The 17,456-nt window shown below is 62.2% G+C and carries 3 protein-coding genes; 2 read left to right on the top strand and 1 reads right to left on the bottom strand.

Annotated features, from left to right (window positions below; genetic code table 11):
• Window positions 1–351: 351 nt before the first annotated feature.
• Window positions 352–3,507, bottom strand: coding sequence for a YadA-like family protein (locus AC1VVM_RS23430; RefSeq protein ID WP_482956652.1), 3,156 nt, complete (start codon window positions 3,505–3,507; stop codon window positions 352–354).
• Between the two features lie 597 nt (window positions 3,508–4,104).
• Between AC1VVM_RS23430 and AC1VVM_RS23425 the strand changes: the two genes are divergently transcribed.
• Together AC1VVM_RS23425 and AC1VVM_RS23420 are read left to right on the top strand one after the other, a co-directional pair.
• A complete protein-coding gene (locus AC1VVM_RS23425) occupies window positions 4,105–5,613 on the top strand; it encodes an arylsulfatase (RefSeq protein ID WP_132392506.1) in 1,509 nt (502 codons plus the stop codon).
• 818 nt (window positions 5,614–6,431) lie between these two features.
• Entirely contained in the window at window positions 6,432–17,441 is an 11,010-nt protein-coding gene (locus AC1VVM_RS23420; protein WP_482956651.1) for an autotransporter-associated beta strand repeat-containing protein, read from the top strand.
• Window positions 17,442–17,456 lie beyond the last annotated feature (15 nt).

The raw sequence follows: 17,456 nt of genomic DNA, 5'->3' as shown, positions 1-17,456 counted from the left end.
GCCGCTATTCCGACAGCCTGAGAGAAACGGATTGAGTTGGTCGGCAAGCGACCCAGTGTGAACGACAGCTATCCCAGTTTCTGCGCTCTGAACCGGACATTCGCCTATCGGCCAGATCCAGTCATAACCTGACGCATTAACGAAAGGCCGGTTCGGGGGCGCTCAGCGCCGTGAACGGCGGCTTATGTCGGCGCAGCTGCAGCAAACAGCAGCAAGGCTGACCCCGCAAGCTGGCGGACAAAACGGGGAGGTTGCTCGGCAACCTCCCTACGTCCCCTCAACGGACTAGGTAGACTGGGGGCAAAAGCTCGCGCAGCTCCGCACTCATCGCACCGAGTCTGTTGTTCGCGTTTAGAACGCAAACCCAGCGCCCACCTGCCAGGTTACGCGGTCGTGATAGCCTTCGTAACTCAGGCCGGCTTTTGCAACGACATGCTCATCAAAAGCCTTGGATGCGCCGACGGCGATTGCCACATTGCTGCCTGTTCCGCCCACGCCGACGCCGACGAGTCCTTGTCCGGGTTCAAAAGCCTGCGGAATTCCCCCAAGAGCCGCGTTGCGTGCATCGCCTGAATCGATACGCTTACGCATGTCGTCCAGGTCAAAGCGGATGCTGGCGATTTGGTTGTCGGTGTAGGAATTGGCCTGGGCCAGCGTTGCGGTCAGCCGCGAATTGAGCTGTCCCACATTGACGGCATCTGTTGCGTTCGTCCCTGCGGCGACATTTGTGATACGTCGTTCGCCTCCTGCCGAACCGACAGACACGACATTCGCAGCACCGCCATCGGTTGACCCGGCCCCCAGAGCAACGGAATTGGCGCCGCTGGATTGCGCCGCATAGCCAAGTGCCGTGGACGCCGTGTTGGTCGCGGTTGAATAGTTGCCGGCCGCAAGGGCGTGAGAGCCCGACGCACGCGAACCATTGCCACCTGCAGAGGCATCTGCTCCCGTGGCTTCGGGAGCGACGCCGGCAGAAGTGTTGTCCGAAGCGAAGGCCCCCGCTTTCGCACCGGTGACGAGGTTGGTGACTGCCAGCACTGCTTCGTTGGTCGCGTTGAGCTGGCTGCCGTTAACTGCGTCGGTGGAACTGGTGCCGAGCGTGCCGGCAGCGACGCTGGTCAGCTTTCGGTTGCCCGCGGTTCCGGCAAAGCTGACCTGTGTGCCATCAGTGGCCGCGCCCACAGTAATGTCCGCGCCGGGCGCTGCTTGCTGGACCAGTCCAAGTGTACCGTCGATGAGGCCGGTGATGTTGCTTGTGTTGGTCGCTACCTGGTTGCCAAGGTTGGTGATGTTAGTCGTGTTCGTTGTCACCCGACTGTCGAGTTGGGTGATATTGGTCGTATTCGTTGTCACCTGGGTGTCGATAGCGCCAAGAGCGCTCCCCACGTTGTTATATGCAGAACCCTGCACGGTGTAGCTCGGCGCTGAGATTGAGCCGTCGGCATTGACAACAGTACCCCCGCCCAGCGCGGACGCCGTGCTTTGCGACGCTCCAAACAACTGGCCCCCGTTCACGCCTTCATTGGAACCGCCAGCTACCGTGCCGTCAGCCACGTTTATCAGCTTGCGTGCACCTGCCGTGCCGGCAAAGTCGATCGCCGCACCATCGGTGTCCTTGCCCACCGTCAGATTGGCACCGGCCGCTGCCTGCTGCACGAGACCAACCGTACCGTTGGTGATGCCGGTGATGTTGTTCTCGATGGTCGTCGTGCGATTGTCGAGATTGGTAAGCGAGTCACCTACGTTATTATAGGTATTGCCGCCAATATGATAGGTCGGCGCGCTGATCGAGCCGTCCGTATTGACGGTCGAGCCACCGCCTAGTGCGCTGGCGGTGGAACTGGCGGTCGCATAGAGTTGCGAGCCGTTGACAGCATCGACAGAGGTCACATTGACCGCGCCGGCAGCGACGTTGGTCAACACTTGCGCTGAGCCGGGAGCCGAAGCATCGCCGCCAATGGCAATCAGCGACAATTGGTCTGTACCGGTGCGCTGCACCGGGCCGATCGTGCCATTGTTGATGGCGTTGATGTTGGTGGTCAACTGGGTATCGACCGCGCCAAGAGCGCTGCCCACGTCGTTATAGGTTGAGCCCTGCACGGTGTAGCTGGGCGCAGTGATCGTGCCGTTGAAATCGACAGTCGAGCCGCCGCCTAGCGCGCTGGCTATGGGGCCGGCTGTCGCGTAGAGCTGTGAGCCGTTGATAGCGTCGACCGAGATTGCATTGACCGCGCCGCTCGCGACGTTGGTCAACACCTGCGCCGCACCGGGAGCCGAGGCATCGCCGCCGGCTGCAATCAGCGACAACTGGTCCGTGCCGGTACGCTGCACCGGACCGATCGTGCCATTGGCGATTGCGGTGATATTGGTAGTCAGCTGTGTATCGACCGCGCCCAGGGCGCTGCCCACATCGTTATAGGTTGAGCCTTGCACGATATAGCTGGGCGCAGTGATCGTGCCGTCCGCATTAATGGTGGTACCGCCGCCCGCCATATTCGCCACAGAAGCGGCCAGCCCATAAAGCTGGGTGCCATTGACTGCGTCTGTAGAGGACAAGTTGATGGCGCCAGCTGCGACGTTGGTGACGATTGTTCCTCCAGATCCAAGAACAACACGGCTCTTACTGGAATCCTCATATAATACCGCATTGGCGCTCAGGTCCTCCAAAGCGCTATTGGTCGCGGACAATTGGGAGCCGTTGACCCCATCGGTGCTCGATGGATCGATTCGCCCGGCCGCAACATTGGTAATGGTTCGCTCCGCGTTTGGCGCGCCGACACTGACAGTGCTCAACGGATTACCGCCAGCAAAGCTATAGGTAATGCCATTGATGACGGTCGACGTCGTGGCAATAGGTGCGGCTACGGTAGATCCATCGCCAAGTGCGATCGCTCCATCGAGCCCCGCAGCGATCGAGACATTGTTGCCCAGCACGAAAGCATTGTTGGCGTCGATCACGTTGTCGTTACCAACCGCATAACTGTTATTTCCGTTAACGGCGTTGGGATCGCCGATCGCCCCGCTCCCGGAGCCCGTGACGATATTGCCCGCGCCAATCGCGATCGCATTTGCACCCGTCGCTTGGGCTCCTGTACCGATTGCTGTCGCTGAAGCGCCGCTTGCTACGCTATTGGCGCCCGTGGCCGTCGCGCCTTCATCAGTCGCTTGGCTATTCAATCCCAAGGCGGTGCTGTTAGTGCCGGTCGCTTGGCTGGTCGTACCGCATGCAACACCGTTCGAAGCAACTGCGGCTCCGTCCCCCGTCGAGTCATTGAATGGCGTCCCGGCCGCGTTCCCCATGCAGATGAACTGCGCCGCAGCAGGCTGCGACAGAAAAATGAAACCGGCTGCGGCAACAGTGGCGGAGCTTGTCAGTAAGCTAAAGCGATAAGCCTTGGCATCGATTTGCATTGATCGTCTCCCCTGGTTCGCATCCGTGGACAGCCAACACAGCGCACCAATAATAACGACGCCACACGGATTTGAGTCAAAGCTACCGACGATCAATAATTAACATCTATTAGTATAAGTACTGATTCTAGCTATCACCGTCCCTGATATTTGATTATATTTTTACAAACTGCTCTAAGGGGGTGTTAAGCAATTTGGATATGAATTTACCTTCGTTTAATCGCCTTATCTGTGGCTAGAATTTTCCATCTAAACCCTCGCAATTGCATGATTAGACCACGAATTACTCCACTCGAGGGAGGGGCTTTGCCGATTTTATCGATCGGGAGTTTTTCGGCGGGGCTCTGCCCCATTCTCGCCATTCGCCCCTGCCACACAGGGCTCGGGATAAAGTGACAGGGTAAGCCCGCGGCCGCTCTGGAGCTTAGTTTGAAACTGCGAAACCCGCCCTCCATTAACGCGACTTACTACGGAGGTTATGGCGGTTTTCGGTGTGACCGGCTTTGGATGACGGCTCGGGAAAAGTCGCCATTCCCCGAGCTTGGCCAGAAATTGGCATTCAATGCAGTTCGATTCTCCGGCGAAGCTTTCGGAGTAACCTCAGTCATTTCTCCATCGGACCTGAGGGTTCACCCGGATCGGCACACCGCTGGCGCAATGGCACTCTCGCCATATCTTGTCGGGAGTTTCGTGATGCCGAATGGAAAGCCCAATATCCTCTTTATCATGGCCGATGACATCGGTTGGTTCAACGTAAGCGCCTATAATCTGGGCGTCATGGGGTATCGCACTCCCAATATCGACCGCATCGCCCGCGAAGGTGCGCAGTTCACCGACTTCTACGGCCAGCAGAGCTGCACGGCGGGGCGCGCTGCCTTCATCACCGGGCAATCTCCCATTCGCACGGGCCTCACCAAAGTCGGGATGCCGGGCGCCACGCTGGGCCTCAGTTTCGAGGACCCGTCCGTGGGCGAGTTCCTCAAGCATTTCGGTTACGCGACCGGTCAGTTCGGCAAGAACCATCTGGGTGATCGCAACGAACACCTTCCCACCGTCCACGGTTTCGACGAATTCTTCGGTAATCTCTATCACCTCAATGCCGAGGAAGAACCGTATTACGACAACTATCCGAAGGACCCTGCCTTCCGAAAGAAATTCGGCCCGCGGGGTGTGCTCAAATCCAAGGCGACAGACAAGGACGATACCACTGTTGACGAGCAGTTCGGCAAGGTAGGCAAGCAGACCATCGAGAACACCGGCCCCTTGCCCAAGGAGCGAATGGAAACGGTGGACGAGGAATTTCTTGGTGCAGCGCTGGATTTCATCGAGCGCAAATCAAAGGACGATGCACCGTGGTTTTGCTATTTCAATCCCACCCGCATGCACGTCTTCACTCACCTGAAGCCGGAATCCAAGGGCAAGACCGGTCTTGGCGTCTATCCCGACGGCATGGTTGAACTGGATGGCTATGTCGGGGAATTGCTCAAGAAGCTCGACGATCTGGGTATCGCGCAGGACACTGTCGTCGTTTTCACCACGGACAATGGCGCTGAAGTATGCACCTGGCCGGATGGCGGTGCCACGCCGTTCCGGGGTGAGAAGGACACCAACTGGGAAGGCGGTTGGCGCGTTCCCTGCGTCATGCGCTGGCCCGGCGTGATCGAACCGGGGCGTATCGTCAACGATATCGGGTCCCTACAGGACTTCATTCCCACCTTTGCCGCCGCCAATGGCGAGCCCGATCTCGTGGAAAAGGTCAAGAAGGGCTACGAAATGGGCGGCAGGACCTACAAGGTTCACCTTGATGGGTTCAATCTCCTCCCATTCCTGTCCGGCAAGGAGGAGAAATCGCCCCGCCAAGGCTTCATCTATTGGAGCGACGATGGCGATTGCATGGCCATGCGGATAGGGCGCTTCAAAATCGTGTTCGCCGAGCAGAGAGCCGAGGGACTACAAGCATGGCGAGAGCCGCTATCCGCAATGCGGATACCGAAATTCTATGATCTGCGCGCAGATCCGTTCGAACGCGGCGAAGACAGCATTAAATACAATGATTGGTTCATGGAGAACAATCACTTGCTCTACGGCGCGCCGCCGCTGCTGGGACAATGGCTGACGAGTTTCAAGGAATTCCCGCCGCGCGCCAAGTCGGCCAGCTTCTCAATCGATCAGGTGGTGCAGAGCCTCATGCCCAAAAGCTAGTTGACGTCCGCCTTACGCTTACAGACGTGTGAGCGGAAAAGCCTGCTGGGGAATGTAGCTGGATAGCGGCCCCGCGTCATAAAAACGATCGCTGCACCCCTAGCTCGTCGGAACTTCGATACCGCCAGCAATATGCATGGTGACGACCAGCAAGTCATCGCCAATTCGAGCTGGATCTCTGGCGCGGCGCCTGCGGAGCTTTCTCAGGTCATTTCCCGATATAAGAAAGGGCAGAAACGTCTAAAGTACTACTGCATAATATTGGAGGGTGTGGCTGTGCATATTAATCGCGATAGGCCGTACGATTCGGACAGAACTCATTGTTCTGAGAGTTTTGCGAGTCGAGTTGGGGAATTGTTATATAACAAGAAGCCGAAATTTGGCGGAAGTTTCCGCCATTTTGACAGGGATGCGGCTTTCTATCGAGCACGAGGCCAACTCCGATCGGCTTGATCATGGTCGAGCCACGATTACAAAAGAATGGTTATTGGGAAGGGCTCCGCGCGGCAACCGAGTGTAGCCACTCTTTCCAACTCAACTGTATTTCAACCCCGGAGCGGAGCCGCCGGCTGCGACGGCAAAGGCTGCTGTCAACGTTGGCGGTGGTCGCGCTGCTTCCAGGTTTCGCACCAAGGGCTTACGCCCAATGCGCATCAAACGGAGAAGCCACGAATGCATCTTCAGCGGGCGGCTGCGACGCTAATGCAGTAACCGCCCGTCTCACAGTTGCAGCAAGCGCGGATACGCCGATTTTCTGGGACGGCACGGACGAAACCCTCTTCAACAACGGCACCGTGGATGGCGGCGCGGGAACATGGTTGGCGGCGGCCCCCGACACGAGTTGGACCGATGCATCGGGTGCCGCCAACACGCCATGGTCGGCTGACGGCGTAGCCGTCTTTCAGGGCGCACCGGGAATCGTCACGATAGACGACAGCGCGGGCAGCATCACGTTCGGCGGGCTTCAGTTCGCTGTTTCGGGTTACGGTATCACGGGTGGCGACTTGACGACGAACGTGCCTGACACCGTGATCGCGGTGGGAGACGGTTCGCCGGCAGGTTCGTCGGTAACGGCAACGATTGCCGCCTCGATCCAGGGGACAGGCGGAATTCGCAAGACGGATTTCGGCACGCTCATCCTGACCGGCGACAATGGGTTCAGCGGCGGGACCGTCATCGACGGCGGCAGCCTGCAAATCGGCGATGGCGGCACCAGCGGCAGCATTGTGGGGGACGTGGTCGACAATGGCACCCTGATTTTCAATCGCGCCGACCGGACCACTTTCGAGGGAGCCATCACGGGAAGCGGTACGGTCGCCAAGCTGGGCGCGGGTACATTGACGCTCTCGGGCGCGAGTACCTACTCGGGTGCAACGACAGTTGGCTCCGGTACGCTGCTCGCAAACGGTTCTCTCGGCATTTCCCCCGTGACAGTCGCCAGCGGCGCGACGCTGGGCGGGAGCGGTATGATTGCCGGGCCTATCACCATAGCGGACGGGGGCCACCTGTCGCCGGGCGACGGCGTAGGTACTCTTTCGCTCGGGAGCCTCGTTCTGGGCGGCGCTTCGATTCTGGACTACGATCTGGGCATCCCGAATGTCGTCGGGGCCGGGGTCAATGACCTGCTGACCGTCAACGGCGACCTCACGCTCGGCGGGACGCTGAACGTGACCGATGCCGTCGGCTTTGGAAACGGCGTTTACCGGTTGATCGATTTCAGCGGGTCACTGACCGACAACGGTCTGGTCCTGGGCACGCTACCGAATGGTTTCGATGCCAACGAGTTTACGGTCCAGACCGGTCAGGCCCATCAGGTAAACCTCGTCGTCCAGCAGCAACTGGCAGCGGGTGCAAATCAGTTCTGGGACGGTGCCAATCTCTTGCCAAACGGCGTTGTCGACGGCGGGTCCGCAACCTGGTCCGCGGCGACGGTCAACACGGACTGGACGAACGCCGCCGGTACAATCAACGCGGCCTGGGCATCGAACAACCTTGCGATCTTTCAGGGAACGCCGGGCACCGTAACCGTCGATACGAGCGCCGGCGCGGTCAATGTCCAGGGGATTCAGTTCGCCGTCGATGGCTATACGATTACCGGCGGCGCCCTGACCACGACCACGGCGGCGACGGCCATTCGCGTGGGCGACGGTTCGGCCGCCGGTGCGGGCATGAGCGCAACCATTGCCGCGGTCATTCAAGGCACCGGCGGCTTGAAGAAGACCGATTTGGGCACGCTCGTTCTCTCAGGCAGCAATACCTATTCGGGCACCACGACGATCACGAGTGGAACACTGCAAACGGCTGCTGCTGCCGGGCTGGGGACAGGCACCACGCTGACCTTCGATGGTACCGGAGCGACTGCTGGCAGTCTATTGTGGACCGGCGCGGGGACATTGGCGAAGCGCCTGACGGTTGCGGCAAACGCCACCGGCACGCTCGCCACCGGGCCCGGTGCCGCCGTGCAGATCACGTCCCCCAGTTATACAGGCAATGGCGGTGCCGGCACACTGAACACGGGCAGTACGCTGTTCCTGAACGGCGGCATTACCTTTGCGAACAATATCGCGAGCGGGGCAGGCGGCGCGTTCTACGTCGGCAGCGGCACCCTTTCGGTCAATTCCGGAAGCGCGGACTTTGCCCTCACGGGGAATACCGCCACCGGCAATGGCGGCGCGATCGCGTCGACGAATGTCCGCAGCATTGCATTCACCAGCGCGGGCGGTGCGTTCAATCTCGTGGGTAATACGGGGGCGCAGGGAGGCGCGATCTACAGCGGCACGGTCTCGATCGATGGCGCATTCAACGCCATCACCATTGCGAACAATCGCGGCACTTACAGCACTGCCACCTCCAGCCTGACCGATCTCAGCCGAGGCGGCGGCGGCGCGATCTATGCCTACAGCACGATGCTGATCAACAACACGGCGGCAGGCGGCACGCTGACAATCGAGAATAACTCGAGCGGGGCCGATGGAGGCGCACTGCTGGCGCAAAAGGGCCTGACCATCAGCGGCAATTACAGCGACATACTAATTGATTCGAACAGCAACCAGATCACCAGTAGTTCGCGCGGCATGGGCGGGGCGATACGCGTGACGGACGGCCCGCTGCTGATCGATACCGTAACAACGGGCGACATGATCATGCGCGGCAATGTCGCTGCCTCTTTCGGGGGGGCATTGGACGCTGCCTATAACAACAGCACGATTACCCTGCTGGGGAGTTATCGCTCGATCAGTCTCACCGACAACATTTCTACTTTGAATGGCGGCGGGGCATTAGGCGCCGGGAACGCGATGCTGATCGACACGGCGACGCAAGGCGCGCTGGAGATCAGCCGCAACAGCGCAAAAACCTCAGGCGGCGCGCTCCTCGGCTATTTCGAGGGGATGACGCTCAGCGGCAGCTACGGCAGTATCGTCGTCGATGACAATTTGGTCTCGGCCACGACCGGAACCGGCGCCGCGGGCGGCTGGGGCGGTGCTTTCTACACGGAAAAGGCCTTGCTGATCGATCCTTCGGTCACGGGAGGATTTTCGTTCACCAACAATGTCGCGGGTATCAGGGGCGGCGCGCTGGCGACGGGCACCGGCGGCGCGATCACGATTGGCGGCAGTTCCGCCGGGCTGCTCTTTTCCGGCAACCGGACCAGCACGCTCGGGCTCGGAGGGGCGATCTATACGGAAGGGCAGGTGACGATCGGCGGCACCCACAATGCCATCGTCTTCGAAAACAACACCGGGCCCACCCGCGGTGGAGCCATCTATGCGGGTGCCGGATTCAACCTCTCGCTGGCGGCGGGGACTACTCTGACCGCCACCGGCAACAAGGCCGCGACGAATGCCGGGGGCGGTTTCCTGTTCGCCAACGCCGGTAGCATGGTCTTCGACATCGGTACGGGCGCGGCGGCCACTATCGGTGACAGCACGTCCATTGCCAATACCGCCGACAGCATCGCCGCCGGGACCACCGTGCAGCTTTTCAAGCGCGGCGCGGGCGGGCTGACGCTCTGGGGCGCCAATTCCTATACCGGGATGACGAATGTGGAAGCCGGCACATTGCTGGTCGACGGCTCACTGGCGGGTGCCGCAACCGTGTCATCGGGCGCGACACTCGGCGGCACGGGAACCGTGAGTGGCTCGGTGGCGGTTCAGGACGGAGGGCACCTCGCGCCCGGTGACAGCCCCGGCACGCTGACCATTGGCGGAAATCTCGTTCTGTCCGGCGCGGCGATCCTCGACTACGAGTTCGGGCAGGCGGGGACCGTCGGCGGCTCGTTCAACGATCTTGTTATCGTCGGGGGCAATCTCACGCTCGATGGCACGCTCAACCTGACCCAGTCGAGCGGAGGCGCGCTGGGGCCGGGCATTTACAGGATTTTCAATTACGCCGGCACACTGTCGAACAACACGCTCGATTTCGGAAGCGTGCCCGCCGGTTTGCAACCCAATACAAACCTGTTCATCCAGACCGCAGTTTCAAAGCAGGTCAATCTCGTCGTCAGTGCGGGAAACATGACCTTCTGGGATGGCGGCAATGCCGGGCTCTACAATAACGGCGCCGTCAATGGAGGAACCGGAACCTGGACATCTGCGCTCGGCGGTGCGGCCTGGACCGATTCCGCGGGCCTTGCCAACCGTCCCTGGACGGCCGACAGCTTCGCCGTCTTCCAGGCTGTGCCGGCAACCGTAGTCATCGACAATACCGATGGCCAAGTGGCCTTCTCCGGGGCCCAGTTCGCCGTGGGTGGTTATACGATCGGCGGGCAGTCGCTTCAGACCGACACGGCGGATACGGTGATCCGCGTGGGTGACGGTACGGCGGCCGGTGCGTCGATGACCGCCACGATTGCGGCGGTGATCCAGGGGACCGGCGGCCTCGACAAGACCGATCTCGGCACGCTGGTGCTCTCGGGACAGAATACCTATTCGGGCGGAACGACTGTCACCCAGGGCGTGCTGTCCATCTCCGGCGACGGCAACCTTGGCGCGGCGGCGGCCGGGCTGACGCTCGATGGGGGTACGCTGCTGACCACGTCCGGCATTGCCTCGGCGCGTGCGGTGAATCTTGCCAGTACCGGCACGATCAACAACGGCGGCAATACGGACGCCTTTTCAGGGGTGTTCTCTGGCATGGGCGGCGCCGCGTTCGCGGGCGCGGGAACCACGGTCCTCACGGGAGAAAATACCTATACCGGTGGGACCACGATCAGCGGGGGCACGCTCCAGATCGGCAATGGCGGAGCAACCGGCAGCCTCGTCGGCAATGTGATCAACAATGCCGCGCTCACCTTCAACCGATCGTCCGACTATACGTTCGGCGGTGCCATCGGCGGAGCCGGAGTGCTGAACAAGCTCGGCGGTAACACGCTGACATTGAGCGGGCAGGTCAGTTCTACATCGACGAGTTCCGGCGCGGTCTCCGTGCAAGCGGGCGCGCTGACGGTTACGGGTGCGCTGGCCGTTACCGGCGCTGGCGGCGGGATCGCCATCGCCAGCGGCGCCGCGCTGAACATCGGCAATGGCGGGACGGCCGGGGCGGTTTCGGGCACGATCAACGACAATGGCACGGTGACGGTCAACCGCAGCGACGACCTTGCGCTGGATGCACTTGTTACCGGGACGGGGGCGCTCACCAAGCTGGGTAACAACACCCTGACGCTGACCGAGGACAATACATATACCGGCCTGACGACGATCGCGGCGGGAACGCTGCAACTCGGCACCTCTACCCAGAGCGGCAGCGTCACCGGAGACATTCTCGACAACGGGACGCTTGTCTACGCAGGCCAGCAGAGCGCGACTTACGGGGGGACAATCAGCGGCTCGGGCGCGGTGATCAAATCGGGCGCCGGCGATTGGACGCTGACGGGGCTGAACAGCTATTCCGGCGGCACGGCCATTACCATGGGCACGCTGATTGTGCCGACCGACGCCAGCCTTGGTCTTGCCGGAGCGCCGCTCTCCTTCGATGGCGGTACCTTGCAGTTCACCGCTACGGGCCAGCCCCAGAACCTGCGTCCCATCACTCTCAACCTTGGTGGCGGGACCATCGCTGCCCCTGCGGACGGCCTGACGCTGGCCGGCCTGATCACGGGGGCCGGCGGTCTGACGGTCCGGGGCGCCGTGACAGTGCTGGGCAACAATACCTATTCGGGCATCACGACGGTCGCCGCCGCCAGCAGCCTGAAGATCGGGAACGGCGGCACCGCGGGCAGCATTTCCGGCAACGTTTCCAGCAGCGGCAGCCTGATCTTCGATCGTTCGGACAGCTTCGATTTTGCCGGAACGATCACCGGATCGGGGTCGGTGGAACAGGCCGGAACCGGCACGACCGTGCTGACGGCGAACAGCAGCTACACCGGCGGGACCACGATCAGCGCGGGCACACTGCAGATCGGCGACGGCGGGGCGAGCGGTACGATTGTGGGCAATGTCGTCGACAATGGCCGGCTTGTGTTCGACCGGGCCGATGAAATCACATTCGCCGGAACGGTCAGCGGTACAGGCGGGCTGGGCAAGGCGGGCAGCGGAACGCTGCGGCTGACCGGAGACAGCACGTACGCCGGCGGCACTTCGGTCGATGCCGGGCGCCTGCTGGTGGGCGGTTCGATTGCGAGCGCCGTGCAAGTCAATGCGGGCGCAACTCTGGGCGGCGAAGGGACGATCGCCGGCACCGTGACGGTCCTGGACAGCGGTCACCTGGCGCCGGGTGAAGGGATCGGCACGTTGACCATGGGGTCTCTGGTGCTCTCGGCCAATTCGCAGCTCGACTATGAACTGGGCCTTCCGGGTACCGTCGGCGGCAATGCGAACGATCTCATCAGGGTCGGTGGCGACCTGACGCTCGATGGCATACTCAACATTACCGACGAAGGCGGCTTCAGCCAGGGCGTCTACCGTCTGATCGACTACGGCGGCGGCCTGATCGACAATGGGCTGGCATTGGGCAGCCTGCCCAGCGCGAGTTCGGGCGCCGGCTTTCTCATTCAGACAAGCACGCCGGGCGAGGTCAACCTGGTCGTGCAGAACGGTGGCTTTGCCCTGCAGTTCTGGGACGGTCCCAATCTTGCGGGCAACGGCCTGATCGACGGCGGCACGGGGGTCTGGAACACGGCGGCGTCGAACTGGACGGGCGCGGATGGCGCCGTCAATGCGCCCTGGCAATCCGGTTTCGCGGTTTTTCAGGGCACGGCCGGAATCGTGACTCTGGGCGGGAACCTTGCGTTCGACGGCATGCAGTTCCGCACCGACGGCTATGTCATCACGGGGAGCGGCTTCACGCTGGCGGGCACGCCAGACACGATAATCCGCGTGGATCCGAATGTCTCGGCAACGATCGATGCGCCGATCGTCGATGGAAGCGGCGGCGCGGCAAGGCTCACCAAGACGGACGATGGCGTTCTGACACTGGCGGCCGACAATGGCTATACCGGAGGCACCGCGATCGACGGCGGCACTCTTGCGATCGAGCGGGATGCCAATCTCGGCGCGGCGTCAGGCGCACTGGAGATCGATGGCGGCACGCTCGCCACGACTGCCAGCTTCAGTTCCTCACGTATCGTCACGCTCGGGCTCGATGGCGGAGCCTTTGCGCCGCAAGCGACTACCACGCTGACCTTGACGGGCACGATCGGCGGTTCGGGGCAGCTCGCCAAGCTGGGCGCGGGCACGCTGGTTCTCACGGGGGCGAACAGCTACGCCGGGGGAACGTTGGTGACGGATGGCGTGCTGGCCATTGCCAGCGATGCTGCTCTGGGGAGCAGCGACAGCGCACTCGGCCTCGACGGCGGCACGTTGCGCTTCGACGCGGGCTTCGATCCGGCGCCAACCCGTGTGGTCACGCTGGGCGCAGCGGGTGGCTCGATCGATACGAACGGCAATGGTGTCGCTTTCGCTCAATCGGTCGGCGGGACTGGCGCTCTCTTCAAGCTGGGTGCAGGCACGCTGATTTTGGCGGGAGACAACACGTACTCCGGCGGCACGACGATCGCGGCAGGGACGCTGCAGATCGGCAATGGAGCGGCTTCGGGCAGCGTGCTGGGCAATGTCGTCAACAACGGGACGCTCGTGTTCGATCGCAGCGACCAGTACATCTATGCCGGCGTCGTCAGCGGGAGCGGCGCGCTCGTGCAGGCGGGCAGCGGCACTACGATCCTTACTGTCGACCAGAGCTATTCGGGCGGCACCGCGATCGATGCGGGCACGCTTCAACTGGGCGATGGCGGCACATCCGGAAGCCTGTCAGGCAATGTCGCCAACGCTGGGACTCTGGCCTTCAACCGTTCCGACGACGTGATCCTGACTGGCATCGTCAGTGGAACAGGCGGTCTGTCGCAACTGGGACCGGGCCTGCTCACCATTGCCGGTGCCCAGAGCTATACCGGCCCCACGCAGGTTGCAGCGGGCACGCTCGAAGTTGCAGGATCGCTTGCAAGCGGCGCGGTGGCCGTGGCGTCGGGGGCTACGCTGACCGGCGACGGGCGCATCGATGGCGTCGTCGCGATAGCGTCCGGAGGCCATCTGTCGCCCGGGCCGCTTGCCGCGCCGGGTGGCATCTCGCTGGGCGCGCTTGTCTTGGCCGACGGGGCGCAACTCGACTGGCAACTGGGTGAACCGGAAGTGGTCGGAGGGCCGCTCAACGACATTGCACGGGTCGATGGCGATCTCACGCTTGACGGTACCCTCAATGTCACGGCCAGCGGCGGGTTCGCCTTGCTTCCGGGAAGCTACAAGCTGATCGAATATGGCGGCGCCTTGACCGACAACGGTCTGGCCGTCGGCCCATTGCCCGCCGCGTTTGCGTCCAGTCAGGTGCAGACGGCGATTGCCGGGGAGGTCAATCTGATCGCCATCGAGAACGGCCTTGCGGTGCAGTTCTGGGATGGCAGCAACCAGACCGGCGACGGCGTCGTCTCGGGCGGCGACGGCGAATGGAATCAAAACGCGACCAACTGGACCAACGTCAACGGCCGGATCAACCAGCAGTGGCTGTCGGGAATGGGGATCTTCAGCGCCCAGGGCGGCACGGTCACGCTGGGGGAGGACGTGTCCGCCGTCGCACTGCAGTTCACGGCTGACGGCTATCGCATCGCGGGCGCGGGCAGGACGCTGACATTTGCCGATCCGGCGAATACCGGCTTTGCAGGACTGATCCGTGTCGATGCAGGGGTAACGGCTGAGATCGCGGTGCCCATTGCCGGTTCGGCGGGCCTGACCCTGACGGATCCGGGCACGCTGATCCTCTCGGCGGACAATAATTATACCGGCGTGACGACCATCGAACGGGGCACGCTTCAGATCGGTGCCGGAGGTATCGGCGGCTCCATTCGCGGCGACGTAGTCGACGATGGTACGCTCATATTCAATCGGTCGGATACCGCGACCTATACGGGCACGATCAGCGGCACGGGATCGCTGGAACAGGCAGGCACCGGCACAACGATCCTGACCGCAAACCATAGCTATATAGGCGGCACGACAATCACGGCCGGCACGCTTCAACTGGGCAATGGCGGCGCCTCCGGTAGCGTATCGGGGAATATCGTCGACAATGGCACGCTGACCTTCAACCGCAGCGATACGGCAACCTATGCGGGCATCGTCAGCGGGAGCGGCGCACTGGTCCAGGCCGGGCCCGGCACCACCATCCTCTCCGCCGACCACAGCTATACCGGCGGGACGACGATCGCCGCTGGCACGCTTCAACTGGGCAACGGTGGAACCACGGGAAGCGTTGTCGGCAATATTCTCGACAATGGCGGGCTTGTTTTCGATCGCAGCGATGTCGTCCTGTTCGGCGGTACCATCAGCGGCAATGGATCGATGACGCAGGCCGGCACAGGGCGGCTCATCCTGACCGGCGCCAATACCTATGGCGGAGGCACGACGATTGCCGCGTCCACTCTGCAGATCGGCAATGGCGGCACTTCGGGAAGCATCGAAGGCAATGTCGCGAACAACGGCGCGCTGGTCTTCGACCGCTCCGACACGATCGAATATGCAGGCACGATCAGCGGGCCGGGTTCGGTCACGCAAGCCGGGACAGGGACTCTCAGCCTTACCGGCGCAAGCAGTTATGGCGGAGGAACCGTGGTGAATGCGGGGATCCTGCAGATAGGCACCGATGCAAGCATTGGCGCGCCCTCCGGCGGCTTGACCTTGAACAGCGGGACATTGCGGTGGGCGGGGGCGTTCGACCTCGCCGGGACGCGGGTAATCGACCTGGGGCTCGGTGGCGGAGACTTCGACACCAACGGCTTCGTCACCGCGATCAGCCAGGGAATTACCGGCACGGGCATCCTTGTGAAATCGGGAAGCGGAACCCTCAGCCTGAATGGCGCAAGCAGCTATACGGGGCCGACTGCGGTCGTGGCGGGCAGGCTTTCGGTCAATGGATCGATCCGATCGAACACCGTGGTCTATCCCGGCGCCACGTTGGCGGGCAGGGGGACGATCATCGGGGACGTCCTCAACGAAGGAATCATCGCGCCGGGCAACTCGATCGGCACGCTGACGATCGCCGGCAATTATCGCGGCGATGGAGGTTCGCTGCAGATCGAGACGGTGCTTGCCGGCGACCAGTCGCCCGCGGACAGACTTGTCATCTCCGGCGGGACCGCCACGGGATCTACGTCGATCGATGTGCTCAACCAGGGCGGCCTTGGCGCGCTGACGACCGGTGACGGTATCCCGATCGTGCAGGCCGCGAACGGGGGCAAGACGGCCGCCGATGCCTTTTCGCTGGCGGGACCCGTCATTGCCGGGCCCTACGAATATTCGCTCCATCGCGGTAGCGCCTCTGCAAGCGACGACTGGTTCCTGCGCTCGGTTTCGAGCAATCCCGGGCCCTCGCCCCGCCCCGATTATCGGCTTGAGACATCCCTCTACGCGGCGATCCCCGCCCTGGCGCTCAGCTTCGGACGCAATCTGCTGGGTACGCTGGACACCCGCGTCGGTGAAATTGGCGAAAACACTGCCATCGCCAAGGATCGGGGCACCATCTGGGGCCGGACCATGGGCCGCTTCGGCCATCAGGAAGGCAAAAACCTGATCTTCGGTGCCGGGCCCTACTACGACTATGATTTCTATGCGTTTCAGGTGGGAGCGGATCTCATCCGCAAGACGGACGGGGATAAGGCGGACTTTGCCGGCGTTTATGGCGCCTACGGTTCGGGCCGCGCCGAAGTGACGCATTATACGAACCGCAGAGCCGGTCAGGACCCCTTCGACAGCTACTCGGCGGGGGCCTATTGGACACACTTCGCACCCGCCGGCTGGTACCTTGATGGTGTTGTCCAGGGCACCTGGTACAAGATGAAAGGGCAGTCCACGAGGTTGAGCGAACTCCGGACCGACGGTTTCGGAATCGCGGCATCTCTTGAAAGCGGATACAAGATCCGCTCGAACGGGATTGCCATCGAACCTCAGGCGCAGCTCATTTTTCAGTCGGTGTCGCTGGAGGACAGCGGCGATGCCGCAGCGACAGTGCGGTTCACCGGGATCCAGTCGCTCGCGGGCCGGGCCGGCGTGAAGCTGGCGCAAACCTGGATGCGTGGCAGCGGCACCGATGCACGGCCCGTAACCGCTTGGGTGCGGGGCAATCTCTGGTATGAATTTCTCGGCAATCCCAAGACCGAGTTCTCATCGGCCGATGGGCTCGTCCCCCTGCGCGCCGATCTCGGCGGAGCCTGGGGCGAATTGAGCACCGGCGTCACCGCCCAGCTGACCGGCAATCTGTCTTTCAACGTGAGCGCGGGCAGCGAAATCGGCATCAGCGATGGGCGCCGCTCTTACGAGGGGCGCTTTGGATTGCGGCTCACTTGGTAGATTACGAGCAACAAT

The organism is Novosphingobium sp. BL-S-33 (assembly GCF_056857025.1).
The sequence above is the reverse complement of the archived record's forward strand: the minus strand, read 5'-3'. Positions and strand labels throughout refer to the sequence as shown.

Excerpts from the sequence above, each read along its gene's own strand:
- AC1VVM_RS23425 (WP_132392506.1), top strand. The coding sequence starts at position 4,105 with ATGCCGAATGGAAAGCCCAATATCCTCTTTATCATGGCCGATGACATC.